This is a genomic window from Rheinheimera sp. F8 (assembly GCF_001518915.1).
Map to the genome: position 1 here is coordinate 873,559 of NZ_CP013656.1, position 13,146 is coordinate 886,704.

General features: G+C 49.5%; 10 protein-coding genes and 6 tRNA genes. 4 read left to right on the plus strand and 12 right to left on the minus strand.

The genetic code is table 11. The features are described from left to right. Positions 1 to 9: 9 nt before the first annotated feature. Positions 10 to 2,535 (minus strand): FtsX-like permease family protein, encoded by a 2,526-nt coding sequence (locus tag ATY27_RS03940; protein ID WP_208931085.1) that lies wholly within the window; start codon positions 2,533 to 2,535, stop codon positions 10 to 12. After that, positions 2,525 to 3,247 carry an ABC transporter ATP-binding protein gene (locus tag ATY27_RS03945; RefSeq protein ID WP_208931083.1) on the minus strand — a complete coding sequence of 241 codons (723 nt, stop codon included), beginning with the start codon at positions 3,245 to 3,247 and terminating at the stop codon, positions 2,525 to 2,527. The genes ATY27_RS03940 and ATY27_RS03945 overlap by 11 nt, the downstream gene beginning before the upstream one ends. Between ATY27_RS03945 and ATY27_RS03950 the strand changes: the two genes are divergently transcribed. Further along, on the plus strand, positions 3,246 to 3,857 hold the full coding sequence (locus tag ATY27_RS03950) for an arylesterase (protein ID WP_208931082.1): 612 nt from the start codon (positions 3,246 to 3,248) through the stop codon (positions 3,855 to 3,857). The genes ATY27_RS03945 and ATY27_RS03950 overlap by 2 nt on opposite strands. Before the next feature lie 127 nt (positions 3,858 to 3,984). Here the strand turns inward: ATY27_RS03950 and ATY27_RS03955 are convergent. From ATY27_RS03955 to ATY27_RS03980, 6 genes are all read right to left on the minus strand, one after another. Further along, positions 3,985 to 4,060: transfer RNA gene (locus ATY27_RS03955), tRNA-Ala, on the minus strand. Positions 4,061 to 4,085: 25 nt separating this feature from the next. Beyond that, positions 4,086 to 4,161, minus strand: a tRNA-Glu gene (locus tag ATY27_RS03960). A 25-nt stretch (positions 4,162 to 4,186) separates the two neighbouring features. Next, a tRNA-Glu gene (locus ATY27_RS03965) sits at positions 4,187 to 4,262 on the minus strand. A gap of 24 nt (positions 4,263 to 4,286) precedes the next feature. After that, a tRNA-Glu gene (locus ATY27_RS03970) sits at positions 4,287 to 4,362 on the minus strand. 29 nt (positions 4,363 to 4,391) lie between these two features. Beyond that, positions 4,392 to 4,467: transfer RNA gene (locus tag ATY27_RS03975), tRNA-Glu, on the minus strand. Positions 4,468 to 4,481: 14 nt separating this feature from the next. Continuing rightward, positions 4,482 to 4,557 (minus strand) — tRNA-Ala (locus tag ATY27_RS03980). Positions 4,558 to 4,848: 291 nt separating this feature from the next. Here ATY27_RS03980 and ATY27_RS03985 point away from each other — a divergent pair. Further along, positions 4,849 to 5,919 (plus strand): XrtA/PEP-CTERM system-associated ATPase, encoded by a 1,071-nt coding sequence (locus ATY27_RS03985; protein ID WP_208931080.1) that lies wholly within the window; start codon positions 4,849 to 4,851, stop codon positions 5,917 to 5,919. Between the two features lie 36 nt (positions 5,920 to 5,955). On the opposite strand, the gene ATY27_RS03990 is transcribed toward ATY27_RS03985, so the two are convergent. Genes ATY27_RS03990 through ATY27_RS04005 form a run of 4 tightly spaced genes read right to left on the minus strand, consistent with a single transcriptional unit; the run spans position 5,956 to position 10,676 of the window. Further along, positions 5,956 to 7,587 (minus strand): hypothetical protein, encoded by a 1,632-nt coding sequence (locus ATY27_RS03990; RefSeq protein ID WP_208931079.1) that lies wholly within the window; start codon positions 7,585 to 7,587, stop codon positions 5,956 to 5,958. After that, positions 7,577 to 8,440, minus strand: coding sequence for an XrtA-associated tyrosine autokinase (locus tag ATY27_RS03995; RefSeq protein ID WP_208931078.1), 864 nt, complete (start codon positions 8,438 to 8,440; stop codon positions 7,577 to 7,579). Before ATY27_RS03995 ends, ATY27_RS03990 begins: the two co-directional genes overlap by 11 nt. Beyond that, positions 8,437 to 10,023, minus strand: coding sequence for an XrtA system polysaccharide chain length determinant (locus tag ATY27_RS04000; RefSeq protein WP_208931077.1), 1,587 nt, complete (start codon positions 10,021 to 10,023; stop codon positions 8,437 to 8,439). The genes ATY27_RS03995 and ATY27_RS04000 overlap by 4 nt, the downstream gene beginning before the upstream one ends. Positions 10,024 to 10,046: 23 nt before the next feature. After that, positions 10,047 to 10,676 carry an XrtA/PEP-CTERM system exopolysaccharide export protein gene (locus tag ATY27_RS04005; protein WP_208931076.1) on the minus strand — a complete coding sequence of 210 codons (630 nt, stop codon included), beginning with the start codon at positions 10,674 to 10,676 and terminating at the stop codon, positions 10,047 to 10,049. A gap of 189 nt (positions 10,677 to 10,865) precedes the next feature. Here ATY27_RS04005 and ATY27_RS04010 point away from each other — a divergent pair, with 189 nt between their 5' ends. Both ATY27_RS04010 and ATY27_RS04015 read left to right on the plus strand, forming a co-directional pair. Beyond that, positions 10,866 to 12,272 carry a TIGR03013 family XrtA/PEP-CTERM system glycosyltransferase gene (locus ATY27_RS04010; protein WP_208931075.1) on the plus strand — a complete coding sequence of 469 codons (1,407 nt, stop codon included), beginning with the start codon at positions 10,866 to 10,868 and terminating at the stop codon, positions 12,270 to 12,272. Positions 12,273 to 12,277: 5 nt separating this feature from the next. After that, complete coding sequence (locus ATY27_RS04015) at positions 12,278 to 13,135, plus strand: XrtA system polysaccharide deacetylase (RefSeq protein ID WP_208931074.1); 858 nt, start codon at positions 12,278 to 12,280, stop codon at positions 13,133 to 13,135. Positions 13,136 to 13,146 lie beyond the last annotated feature (11 nt).

Consider the following 13,146-nt stretch of genomic DNA (forward strand, 5'->3'; position numbering starts at 1 on the left):
ATCGCGTTTTCAGTTGTGTAATGCCCGACGGATCAGGCTCGCCGGTGTTGGTTTTAAAATGCCGCGCAGCAATATGGTACCCAATCCGGTCAGCAGCAACACACCTGCGACTGGCCCGAGACCCCACAAACTATAATGTGGAGTAAAGGGCAATTGGAACATCCGTAGTTGTACCACCGACAACAGGATTTCGGCCAATAAGGTAGCAAATCCGCCGGCTAACAGCCCCAATGCCGCAAACTCAAACAGCACTGCCTGCTGCAGAAAACGGCCGCGCGCGCCCAGTGTACGTAAGATGGCTAACTCCTGCTCCCGTTGTTCGACCGTCGCCTGCACCTGCGCCACTAGTACCAGCACAGCAGCGGTGAATACCAGAATCAGAATCAACGTCAATGCCAGCGATACCTGGTCAATAATTTGGCTCACCTGCAGCAATATCGCGTCGACCGAGATCACGGAAACCGTCGGATATTGTTTTAACAAGGTGGTCAGCACTTGCTGTTTGCTGGCGGGCAGATAAAACGCCGTCAGATATGTCGCAGGGAACGCGGCCATCAGATCCGGACTTAACAACATAAAAAAGTTCGGTTGCAAACTGTTCCAGTCAACTTTCCGAAAGCTGGTCACTGTGGCATCAAACTGCTGACCGCCAATGGCAAAGCTCAAGGTGTCACCCAGCTTTAACTGCAACCGCTGTGCTTGTTGCTGCTCCACCGACACTTCTGCTTTGCCAGAAAACCAACGTCCTTCTGTCAGTTGATTATTGGCAGGAAGTACTTCCAACCAACTGAGATTCAGTTCACGACCAAAACCCTCACGTCTGGCTTTTTGCTCGGGCTTTTTACCGCTGGCCTGCTGTGGGTCTTCCGCTTTGCTGCTGGCTTGCTCCGCCGCATCCTGCTCAGGTTCTTCCAGCGTTTCACCATTGACCGCCAGCACTCTGCCTGACACCATAGGATAGAAGGTTCCGGTGCTCAATCCGGCTGCGTGTAACTGCACCGCAATTTGATCTTTTTCCACCGCCGTCATATTTACCAGGAACTGATTCGGCGCATTTTCGGGAACCTGCTGTTTCCACTGCTCCAACAGCTCGGCTCGTAAAAAGTACAGAACAAGCGTCAAGAACAACGCCAGACTAAAAGTCATCAGCTGAAAGCTGTTTTGCCACAAGCGGCGACGTAAGTTAGCCAGCGCCAGTTTTAATGCACTGCTTTGTCCGGCCGCCATCGGTTTAGCAAACCGGACCAACAGCGCCGCAAAGCCAAGCAAACAAAGGCCAAATCCGGCACAGGCTAAAAACAACATACCGGATAACCACAAGTCGCCACTGAATAACCACATCAACAGCAAGACGGCTGCAGAACCACTGGCCAGCTGCCAATAATCCATCTGCCACGGTGCGCTTTGCTGACGCAGTACTTGAATGGCCGGCACTGCGGTCAGGCGCCAAACCGGTCGCAGCGAAAACATGAACGAACAAATCAATGCCGTAGCAATGCCAAGCCAGAGCGCTTTGGCACTGAACACCGCCTGATAACCATCAATCCATTGGCTCAGCAGCCCTTGTACTGCAAAGTTTGCCGCCACCCCCAGTAGCAATCCAAGTACGCTGGCAAAACAAGTCACCAGTAACAGATGGCTGAAGTAAATTTGCCTTGCCTGCGCGGATGTCATACCGAGCGCTTTGATGACTGCAACGGCCATTTGATGGCGCTGACTGTAGCGGTTTGCCGCAACTGCAGCGGCCGCTGCCGCCAACACAATTCCGAGTAATCCGGCTAACAATAAAAATCGCTCGGCACGGTCGAGGGCACTGCCAACTGCACTTTGCCGATCTAACTGTTGCCAGCGGTCATTTGCGGTCAGCAGAGGTGTTGTGTCATCCACCAGCTGCGACAGTGCCGTTTCATCGCCGGCAAACATATACCGATATGAAATGCGGCTGCCAGGTTGTACGACCTGGGTAGCCGCAACATCAGCAAGATGCATCAGCACACGCGGCTGCCCCCCAAACAAATTCAGTGGTGCATCGGGCTCATCCACAATTAAACCGCCAACAGTGAGTGTCGTAGCACCTATATCCAGCGTAGCGCCGGTCTGGACATTCAGTATCTGCGCCAGTCGGGGTTCCAGATACAACATCCCCTGTTGTAACTGCGATACCTGACCATTGTCGGTATCGAGCGTTAGTTTTCCGCGCAGTGGGTACTCAGCGGATACCGCTTTCACATTCACCAGCTGCATATTGTCGCCGGCAAACACCATGGTATTAAACTGGATTTGCTCAGCCGTTTTTAGCCCCAGCGCCTGAGCTTGATTGAAGATCTCGCGTTGAAAAGGTGAACTGGAACGCAATACTTTGTCGGCAGCGGTAAAATTGCTGCTGCGCTGCATCAAGGCGCTGCGCACGCTGTCAGTAATACCACTCAGACTCACGACAGTCAGCACTGCCAACATTAACGCAAAGGCGACGACCCAAAGTTCGCCGTTTCTAAGCTCACGCCAGAATAGTCGCCAGGCGATCTTAACCAGCATAACTGCGCTCCTGTGTGCGGCTAGTCGCCTTTTGCTCAATCAGGCGGCCAGCATCCATCTGGAACTGACGCTGACAACGTGCTGCCAGTTGCGAATTGTGTGTCACCAGAACCAAGGTTGTGCCCTGGCTTTGATTCAGCTCAAACAGCAGATCTTCGACCTTGCGGCCAGTTGCACTGTCCAGATTGGCTGAAGGTTCATCGGCAAATAAAATCGCAGGCCGAGTGATAAAAGCCCTTGCAATGGCTACTCGTTGCTGCTCGCCACCAGAGAGCTGAGCCGGGAAAAAATGCATACGCTCACTGAGACCAACCAATTCCAGCAGTTGCCTGCCCCGCTCCACGGCCTGCGGTTGCCCGGCGAGTTCTGCCGGCAAAGTGACATTTTCAAGGGCAGTTAACGCTGGCAGCAGCAAAAATGACTGGAACACAAAACCGACAGATTTTGCGCGAAGTTCCGCCCGTTCATCATCACTCTGCAGGTCAATGCGTGTACCGGCCAGAATGATTTCGCCGCTACTTGGTACATCCAGGCCGGCTAACAAACCTAACAGTGTCGATTTGCCGGAACCAGAGGCACCGACAATAGCAACACTGTCGCCCTTATTGATTGTCAGATTGATATCCGTCAGGATGTTCAGCGTATTACCCGGCAGCGTGACTTGTTTGCACAGCGCGCGGGTCTGAATAAACAACTCTGGTGTAACTGACATGCGATTCTATTTCCTTATTTGTGCCCTGTGGACCTTTGCCTGTCTGCCGATTTCGGCGGATGCAGCAACAAAAACTTTGATGATTGTTGGCGACAGCTTAAGCGCCGGTTATGGCTTACAGCAACCGCAAAGCTGGCCCGCTTTGCTGCAGCGCAGCCTCGAACAAAAAAACTCGTCGTGGCGAATTCAGAACGCCAGTATCAGTGGCGAAACCAGTGGTGGCGCGCTGGCACGCCTACCGGCCTTACTCCAGCAACATAAACCTACAGCTGTGCTGATCGAAATTGGCGGCAATGACGGTTTGCGTGGCTTTCCCATCAGCCGGTTGCGGCAGAACCTGCAACAACTGATAGAACTCACTAAAAGCGTGGGCGCCACTCCTGTGCTGATGCAGATACGTATCCCGCCGAATTACGGACCACGCTACACCGAGCAGTTTGTTAATGTCTATGCAGAACTGGCTGCACAGCATCAACTGAAACTCTGGCCGTTTTTTATGGACAACATTGCCGTACGGCCAGAATTGATGCAAGCGGATGGCATCCATCCGAACGTTAAAGCTCAGCCTATTATCAGGGATTTTGTGCTGCCGTTCATCGAAGAAATGTAATGAGATATAAAGCGCGTTGACATGACACTGACAATGCAACGCGCGGAGTGACGGAGTTCAGGCAAAGAGAAACGGAAAAATAACCAACAGCATGACTAGCGTTGATTTTTTATGCTGCAAGGAAAATTGGTGGAGCTAAGCGGGATCGAACCGCTGACCTCTTGCATGCCATGCAAGCGCTCTCCCAGCTGAGCTATAGCCCCATCGGCTGAACGGATGTTCAATAGATGGCGTCCCTTAGGGGATTCGAACCCCTGTTACCGCCGTGAAAGGGCGGTGTCCTAGGCCTCTAGACGAAAGGGACATCTGGAAAATACGGTGACAATCTGTGGCGTCCCTTAGGGGATTCGAACCCCTGTTACCGCCGTGAAAGGGCGGTGTCCTAGGCCTCTAGACGAAAGGGACACAGTAGACTGTCTTGTATATCATTGGCGTCCCTTAGGGGATTCGAACCCCTGTTACCGCCGTGAAAGGGCGGTGTCCTAGGCCTCTAGACGAAAGGGACGGACTGATATACATGTTCTGTTTCTGAAGTGGCGTCCCTTAGGGGATTCGAACCCCTGTTACCGCCGTGAAAGGGCGGTGTCCTAGGCCTCTAGACGAAAGGGACACATACAGAAATTTTGGTGGAGCTAAGCGGGATCGAACCGCTGACCTCTTGCATGCCATGCAAGCGCTCTCCCAGCTGAGCTATAGCCCCACATCAACAACGCAGGCGTTATCGGCTTTGCGTTACAGAACGAGGCGCATTCTATGGGCCAGCCCCAGGAGTGTCAACAATTTTTTCGGTGCGGGGATCTGATCGGGTAAAAATTAATCTGACCGGATAAAAACAATACAAATCTACACTAAATATTGAAAAAACAATGTGCTAGCGCGACAGTTCCGAAGCAGCAGAAATGGTGTTGATATACCCTGCGTGGCCTTGCTGTGCTACCCTATCGGTCCCGGACGGCTGCTGGTTGTCCATTTGCATTCAGGATCAGATGTTATGTATGAAGCATATTATGGATTAAAGGACAGACCCTTTCAGCTTACGCCAAATCCACAATGGTTTTTTGCCAGCAAACTGCATAAACGCGCATTGGCTTATCTGCAATATGGCCTGAGTCAAGGCGAAGGGTTTATCGTGATCACCGGCGATGTAGGCACCGGTAAAACAACCATCGCTAATCAGCTGCTGGCCAAACTGGACCCGCACCAGATCATTGCCAGACAAATCGTCACGTCAAAGCTCAATCCTGACGATTTATTGCGAATGATCTGCTCGGTGTTCCAACTGCAAATCAAAGAACACAATAAAGCCACGTACCTTGAAGCCATCTCTGCTTACTTGCAGACCTTAGCTCAGCATAAAAAACGCGCCTTATTATTAGTGGATGAAGCACAGAACCTGCCGTTAGAATCAATCGAAGAATTGCGCATGTTGTCGAATTTCCAACTGGCCGGCAAGCCACTGCTGCAGAGTTTCTTACTCGGCCAGAATGAGTTAAATGCTGTGATCCAATCCCCGCATATGGAACAGTTCCGTCAGCGTATTATTGCATCATCAAATTTGTCCGCACTGAGTGTCGAAGATTGTCAGGCCTATATTGAGTATCGGATCCAGGCTGCCGGCGGCCCGGCGGCACTGTTGGATAATGCTTGTTTTGCGATGATCCACCAGTTCAGCTCAGGGATCCCGCGTAAAATTAACAATCTGATGGATCGGGTTTTGTTGTACGGATTTCTGGAAGAAATTAAGACGTTTACACCGCACGATGTGCAACAGGTGATCGTAGAAATCAGTGGCGAAGTCGCAAACCATACGCCGGTAGCCCCTCCTGTTGTAGTTCCTGTACCCCAGCAGGTCGAAAATGTTGTCATTGCCGAACAGCCTGCGGCTAATCCGTACCATGCTATGCTGACTGAATTGTCTGGTTTGCTGGATAATTCGTTACAACATAAAATTCGGATGGCACAGCAACTGGATGACTTACTCAGCCAACAGCAACAGCAAGTCTTACGGCAAAATCAGCATCAAAACTTGACGCCTGGCGATACTGACAATAAAGGCAAATAAAACCAAAAAAAACCGCAGCATCTGCGGTTTTTTTTATCAGAATTTATACTCAATCCCGACCCAGGCACGGTTTTCCTGATAATCGCGACTGTCAGAGCGGTAATCAACCTCGATCCGTTTCAGGTTCGCATTAGCTGACAAATCTTTGTTAATCTCCCGCTTCAGACTCAGACTGACTGACTTAACGATCCCGGTCATCTCGCCAAAGCTGTCTTTGCCATCGACCTGATAAATCAAATCAGAATAATCTGCTGACAATGTCAGACTGCTGCGCGCATTTAACTGCCAATTCGCTGACGCATTAATAAATTTGTCTTCGCGAACCGCATTCCGTTCAATGAGCTGATCTTTGCGCTGACCAATTCTGCTGCTGAGTTTTAACCGGTTAAAATCATAGCCCAGCAGATACGACACATTACGGCGTACCACCAGAAACTCACTGAGATCTGAGGCCGGTCTGGTCATATTGTACAACCGCTCGCCCTGCCCCGGAATATAAGACGCTGTCGGTGGCTGAAAGCAATTGTCCAAACCCGGCGTCACGCCAGGAGGACAGACAAACAGTGAACTTTCCAAATCACCGTCATTAAACCCCAGTAATGAACCGACTGTATCGCTGACACTCAGCTCCATCCTTAAGTGCTTTAAACTATAAGTTCCTTTGGCCTGCGCAGTTCTGCCAAAAAAGCGCTTATCCAGTGAACCGGTTAGTTTTGTCCGGCGCGACGGCGCCAGTTCAAACGTGGTACCGATATATTCCTTGGCTTCTTTGGCGTTATTCACTTTGTTATAAGTGATGTTCCACCAGGACCTGTCGGTAATTTTCCATTCCAGGCCACCGCCGACCGAATGGTGATTACGATATTGAGCAAATACTGAACTCGCGCCTGCGATATTGCTGTTGCTTTCAACAGACCCGGTGGCAATCATTGAGATCCGCCAGAAAAACGGCACTCCGATAACCCCTTGTGCGCGGCGGTTGTATTGCGATTCACGCACGTCACGTTCTGTTTTAGTCGCGTTACCCTCAAAGCCCCAGAAAAATTTCCGGTTGCGATCACGCGTCCTGAGGCCAAAAGTGCCTGCCAGACTGCTGTTTTCTAAACTAACCTGCTCGCCGCTTTGCTCATCAAATACCGATATCGATTGATCTGATTTGGTACGGACGGCATTGAGGCCAAAATCCATCATGGCCCAATCAAAACGGTCATGGGAAAAGGACAATGAAGCAAACTGCGATTCAACTTTTGCCAAATCACCGGTGGCGCTGATTTCGTCCTGATAGCGGGACGTCGAGTCTGAAGCCGTTCTGTTACTTTGGCGGGCCCCGACCTGCAAATCCAAGGCTTCATTGAGGAAACTGGCACTGCCAGACCAACGATAACTAAACAGGTTTTCGTTATCGCGTTGGGCGTCATCAAATACCAGATTCTGGCTTTGCAAATTCAGGCTCGTTGTCAGCCAACTGCCTCGAAATGACAAATCCAGTTCAGGTAAGACTTCATACGCCATCCCCTCATCAGCTTCAACCGTCTGATTTTTAATACCATAGGCGTAAATAGCACTGGACAGCGACGGTTTAATATCAAAGTCAGCCCGCGCCATCGCTGGCAACATAGCCAGCAACAAGGTGGCAAAACGCAGTGTTGGTACTCTATTACTCTGCATAATATCCATATCCGTAACCATACCCCTTGTCTCTGCTGTAATGCGCTTTGTTGATCACAAAACCTGTGGCTAAATCAGGCGGCAGCATGCTGATGGCCTTTTCCAGCTCATTCAGTTTGGTTTTGTTCTCTTCAAGCACAATCACAGCCTGACCACACATGCCGGCTAATACCGAAGTTTCATTGACCCCCAGTAATGGTGGTGCATCAAAAATAACGATCCGGTCCGGGTAGCGTGATGCAAACTCGTTCACCAACGCTGCCATCTTGTCACTGGCGAGTAGCTCAGTAGACAGATGGTGGGGTTTACCGGCCGCAATCAGTTTCAGCCGTTCCACATTAGTGCTGTACATGATGTCTGTAACATCGACATTGTCTGAGCTCAGATAATCAGTCAGGCCTCGTGGCACGCTGATCTCCAGCGTGCGGGAGACGTTTGGCCGAAGCACATCGGCATCAACCAACAACACGGTTTTGTCCTGCTCCAGTGCAATACTCAATGCCAGATTCACCGACGTGAATGTCTTGCCTTCACCAGGTCTGCTACTGGATACCAGGATCAGATTCGGGTTGCGCAAGCTGCTGCTCAGAGGACCAAAAGCATTGTTAATCAATTTGCGTTTGATCACCCGGTACTCTTCGTATATCAGTTTGCGTTCGGTTGCTTTGGCTACGAAATTACGTTTGGATAAACTCTCTAAATCAATATCAATAAACTGACTGGCGGTTCTATGGTCAGCAGGCTCCGCAATCGACCGTTCAATGGTCGCTACCGGCATGTCCGCACTCGCAGTCTCTGTGGGCGCTGACATTGCCTGCCCCAGTTTATCCAGTGCTTTTTCTATCGTACTCATATCAACCATCCTAAAATCTGTTTCGCTGTAATACCAAATACCAGCTCATTGGTGACCAGCAAGGTATAACAGAGCATCAGTACTCCGGAGAGTGCAAGGAAATACAACAGATGTTTTTTGCTTTGACGCAATAACACATCTTTGGATGTATGAGAAACCAGACCAAAAACCGGGAAATCTGAAATTGTCTTTAACTGCAGCGCAGACGTTACTACCGGTTGCAATTGACTACGCACTAATGCCATCGCCAGACCGCCAATCACACCCGCAAATAATACCAAGGTGTAAAACACAATACGCGGTGGGCCCGACGGTTTCATTGGTACCCGTGGTGGCTCGATTTCGCGGAACTGTACGTCTTGTTGCGATTCGTCAGCTTTCTGGCTCAGACTTAATGCATCGCGACGACTTAACAGTTCTTCGTACTTCGATTTTGTCAGCTCGTAATCGCGGTTTAATCCCGCAAACTTGGCCTCTATATCAGGAATTACGTTGCGCTGGCGTTCCAGCGTTTCCAGCTTTTCTTCAAAGCTCTTCACCCTAACCTTGGCCGACTCAACGTCATTCTCCAGATTTGATGTGATGATCTTCAGATTCTGATACACCTCGTTTTGTGACCCACTGCTTGCACTTGGGTTACCACGGGCAGCCTGTTGTAACGCTTCAATTTCCTGCTTACGCATCACCTGCAACGAATCCAGCAGCCGTTTAGTTTCCGCCACGTCCGGATGTTGGTCTGTGTAACGAATCAACAAAGCGTCTAACTGATTCTGCAGAGCTTTAATTCGATCATCATATTGAGTTGTCAGGCTTGAATTTCCACCGGACTGATTTGATGCCAATGGATCTTCGCCACGCAACTGCCGGCGTGAAGACTCGAGTTTGCTTTGCAACTCCCGCAGTGTTAACCGAGCTTCTTCCAGCCGTTCTTTTTCGCCCTCAATCCGACCATAAAAATTACTGTCAGACAACGGCCCTAACGCGATTTGCTCTTTTTTGAATTCGGATAAGCGACGCTCGGCTTCAACTAAGCGACTCTCATAGTCGGTTATTTGTGTGTCAAGAAATTCAGAAGCCTTTTTCGAACTGGCTACGGAATCACCGACGCGGTTTTCAATAAAGGTATTTAAAGTTTCCTGAACAACCTTTAAAGCCATTTTCGGCGAGGCATTTGAATAAGAGATGACGTAGATATTTTCCCGACCTGAAGACCCGAGCTTGATATCATTTTTCAGGGCGTCAATCAGTTTTTCATAGGCAGCGCTGTCCGACGCATAAATATCCATGTCGGTTGCTTTGGCGATTTTTTCCAGATTCGGCCGGCTTAACAAAGTCCGTGCCATCAACTCGATTTCCTGCTGAGGATTGTCTCTGATCGTCAGGCCTTGCAGGACAGGCGCGAGGACCGAACGGGTCTCAACAAATAACTTTGCCTCGGCCTGATAGGTCGGTGGCATGTTAAAGACAAATAACCAGCCCAGAGGACAAATCAACCACGCCGTTAAAATTATATAACGGCGTCGAAGCCAAATCCCTTGCAGATAAACCAGCAACATCTCGAGCGCAAGGTTTAATTCCTTCATCTAACTACTCCGCAGACGCGATTTTAAAACCAAGCTTCAGGGATAATGACGATGTCACCGGGTAAAATATCAACGTTTGCAGAGATGTCGCCGTCGCGCACCAGGTCGTCCAGGCGAACGTCATAAGTCATTTGTTTGCCATTTTTAACCCGAACCAGCTTGGCACCGTTGCCGCTGGCAAATTCAGTCAGGCCGCCTGAAGCGATCATCAGATCAAGCACAGTCATGTATTGGCGATAAGGATAGGATTGAGGTTTTGCCGCGGCACCGATCACGCGCACTTGCTCACTGAACGGACCCACAAATCCTGAAACCGAAACAGTCACGACCGGATCGCGAATGTATTTAGCGAGAATTTTTTCCATATCGCGGGCAAACTGCGTCGGTGTGCGGCCGGCGACGGGAACATCTTCGACCAGAGAGGTGCTGATTTTTCCATCCGGGCGGACAATAAATGAACCTGACAATTCAGGGTTCCGCCAGACAAATATTGTCACTGAATCATTTGGACCGATCAGGTAGCTGTATTGGTCAACCGCAGTGGTGCGTGCCGGTTGTACAGTAGCGCCTGGCAATTCGTTGGTGCTGCAAGCCTGCAACCCAAGTAACATCACAGATCCAACGACCACGGCAATAGCAGAACTTGCTTTCATTTCTTATACGTCCTTTGTTACTGATGCGATTTTAATATAACTGAATTTTACATAGCTGTGACGGCTATCATAAAAATTTAATTCCAGTTTCCAGACCATCGGCGTATACTTCTGCCTCTGCTTAACTAAGTCAAGATCACTGTGCGGAAATTTGCACTTAATTCAGAATGTTCCGGGAAGAAGTAATTAATGAATAAGGCTGTTCGTTACGGGGGAAACACGCTTGCAGAGAAACTCTTTCTGCTGGGCGAAATGCTATTACTACTGGCGTCAAGTTTTGCGGCTTCTTTTATTCTATCGTTTTATCAACCGATAGATCAGGAACTGGCTGCTATTAACGCGGTGTTATATACCGGCTGCGTCATGTTGTGTGCATTGTCAGTAGGTCTGTATGACCAGAAACTGCGTGAAGATACAGGTGGAGTGCTTAAACGAGTACTAATCACCTTGTTTTTGGCAGGTATTCTGCTCGAAGTATTCATCTTCAGCCTGATCCCCTCTTTACATCTCGGCTTTATCTTTAATCTGGTTTCGTCGCTGATTTCGTTAATCACGCTGACCTCATTCCGGATGTTGTTCCACTATCACGATATTACCAAAATCAGCCGCCGACGCGTTTTAGTGCTTGGTTCGGGTGAGCGCGCGTCGATTATCGAGCGCCGCATGCGTCGTAATGTCGACCGGAAAAACTTTGAGATCCACGGGTTCGTGAAAATCGACGGCGACCAGGAAGGCCATATCCCGGATTCAAAAGTTATCCAGTTCGATTATAAAACCAGCCTCTACGAATACGCTGTTGAGCACGAAATCGAGCAGTTAGTCATTGCCTGTGATGAACGGCGCAACATGCTGCCAGTTGAACATTTGTTTAAGTGTAAAACCCGCGGTGTCGATGTGATCGAAATCCTCGACTTTATTGAGCAGGAAACCGGGCAGATCGCAGTGAACCTTATATACCCAAGCTGGGTGATTTATTCGAATGGTTTTGAAATGAACCACCGGTTTAAAACCAGTCTGGATCACCGCTTAAATGCTGTACTGGCGCTGTTTGTATTGGCGGCGTTATGGCCACTGATGTTGATCACTGCGCTGGTAATTTATTTTGACGATGGACGGCGCACCGGCGCCTCAGTGTTCTACCGGCAGATCCGGATTGGCATCGATGGTAAACCATTTCAGATCCTGAAATTCCGTAGTATGCGGCCAGACGCCGAAGCCGGTGGTGCGCAGTGGGCCACACTAAACGATTCACGGGTCACCAAAATCGGTGGATTTATCCGCAAATACCGGATCGACGAACTGCCACAACTGTTTAATATCATCAAAGGTGATATGGGTTTTGTCGGTCCGCGGCCAGAGCGTCCGGAATTTGTCGAGAAATTAGTCAAAGAAATTCCTTATTACAATCAACGCCATAATGTAAAACCTGGCCTGACTGGCTGGGCGCAACTGAAGTACCCATATGGCTCAACGACTGAAGACGCACAAGAAAAACTGAAGTTTGACCTGTATTACATCAAACACCGGACCTTGTTGCTTGATTTGGTCATTTTGATCAGAACAGTTGAAATAGTAATCTTTGGCAAGGGCCGTTAATTCTGATGTCAGCTGCTTTATCAAAACTCAATGCGATGACTGTCGACGTGGAAGATTATTTCCACGTCGCGGCGTTTGAAAAACAAATTCAGCCCGCAGACTGGAATGGCCTGGTGCCACGCGTTGATATCAATACTCGTCGCCTGCTTGATTTATTTGACGAGCACAATGCCAAGTCTACTTTTTTCTTTCTTGGCTGGGTGGCTGAAAAATTCCCTGATTTGGTTAAAGAAGTACAACGCCGCGGCCACGAGGTCGCCAGCCATGGCTACGCGCATACGAAAGTCCACCAGCAAACCCCGGCTGAATTTAAAGCCGATGCATTGCGGGCTAAGGACATGCTGGAACAACTGACCGGACAAGAAATTGTCGGATATCGGGCACCAAGTTTCTCCATCAATAAACAAAGTGAATGGGCGTTTGAGATCCTCAAAGAAATCGGTCACAGCTACAGTTCCAGCACTTACCCGGTGAAACACGATCTGTATGGCGTCCCTGACTGGCCACAACAGCCTTATCTTCGCCCGGAAGGTCTGTTAGAGATCCCAATGCCTACTTTAGTGATGCACGGCAAACAGCTGCCGATCGCTGGCGGGGGCTACTTCCGGCTGATGCCGTATTGGTTGAGTAGCCGGCTGATTTCACGTTTTCTGCGCGAAGATAAGATGCCTTATATGTTTTATTTCCACCCGTGGGAAATAGACCCGGAGCAGCCACGGGTACAAGGTGCGCCGTTAAAGTCCCGTTTCCGTCATTATGTCAATCTGAACCGAATGGAAAATAAGCTGGGGCAATTGCTGACCCAGTTCAACTGGGGTAGTCTGGATCAAGTTTATCAGAGCGAACTGCAACGATTTAAGTAAGAAAAATAACA

Bases quoted from the DNA above. Each gene is read 5' to 3' on its own strand.
- ATY27_RS03940 (WP_208931085.1), bottom strand. From the start codon at position 2,535: ATGCTGGTTAAGATCGCCTGGCGACTATTCTGGCGTGAGCTTAGAAAC.
- ATY27_RS03950 (WP_208931082.1), top strand. From the start codon at position 3,246: ATGCGATTCTATTTCCTTATTTGTGCCCTGTGGACCTTTGCCTGTCTG.
- ATY27_RS03945 (WP_208931083.1), bottom strand. From the start codon at position 3,247: ATGTCAGTTACACCAGAGTTGTTTATTCAGACCCGCGCGCTGTGCAAA.
- ATY27_RS03985 (WP_208931080.1), top strand. From the start codon at position 4,849: ATGTATGAAGCATATTATGGATTAAAGGACAGACCCTTTCAGCTTACG.
- ATY27_RS03990 (WP_208931079.1), bottom strand. From the start codon at position 7,587: ATGCAGAGTAATAGAGTACCAACACTGCGTTTTGCCACCTTGTTGCTG.
- ATY27_RS03995 (WP_208931078.1), bottom strand. From the start codon at position 8,440: ATGAGTACGATAGAAAAAGCACTGGATAAACTGGGGCAGGCAATGTCA.
- ATY27_RS04000 (WP_208931077.1), bottom strand. From the start codon at position 10,023: ATGAAGGAATTAAACCTTGCGCTCGAGATGTTGCTGGTTTATCTGCAA.
- ATY27_RS04005 (WP_208931076.1), bottom strand. From the start codon at position 10,676: ATGAAAGCAAGTTCTGCTATTGCCGTGGTCGTTGGATCTGTGATGTTA.
- ATY27_RS04010 (WP_208931075.1), top strand. From the start codon at position 10,866: ATGAATAAGGCTGTTCGTTACGGGGGAAACACGCTTGCAGAGAAACTC.
- ATY27_RS04015 (WP_208931074.1), top strand. From the start codon at position 12,278: ATGTCAGCTGCTTTATCAAAACTCAATGCGATGACTGTCGACGTGGAA.